This window comes from Shewanella sp. N2AIL, assembly GCF_022690845.1.
Lineage (GTDB): Bacteria > Pseudomonadota > Gammaproteobacteria > Enterobacterales > Shewanellaceae > Shewanella > Shewanella baltica.
In genome coordinates, this window is sequence record NZ_JALBYT010000103.1 from 1 (window position 1) to 325 (window position 325).

Here is a 325-nt window from a genome sequence, read left to right on the forward strand (position 1 = left end):
CTCTCACATGGGGAGACCCCACACTACCATCGGCGCGTTTGCGTTTCACTTCTGAGTTCGGGATGGGATCAGGTGGTTCCACAAGGCTATTGTCACCAAGCAAATTCTGTTTATTACCGTGTCCATCGCTGGACCACGTTAATAATAATTCGGAAAGCTGATTTGCTTTGTTTGAGTTCACACTTCATCAAGTATCTCTATTCTGTCTAAGTTCGCTTAGCAAAACCCATCTGGGTTGTATGGTTAAGCCTCTCGAGTCATTAGTACATGTTAGCTCAACGCCTCACAACGCTTACACACCATGCCTATCAACGTCCTAGTCTCG

The 325-nt window shown here is 46.2% G+C and carries 2 rRNA genes; both read right to left on the reverse strand.

What is annotated here, in order from left to right:
• Positions 1 to 100: ribosomal RNA gene (gene rrf / locus MO387_RS20920) — 5S ribosomal RNA — on the reverse strand; the annotation flags it as partial.
• A gap of 139 nt (positions 101 to 239) precedes the next feature.
• Positions 240 to 325 (reverse strand): 23S ribosomal RNA (locus tag MO387_RS20925); the annotation flags it as partial.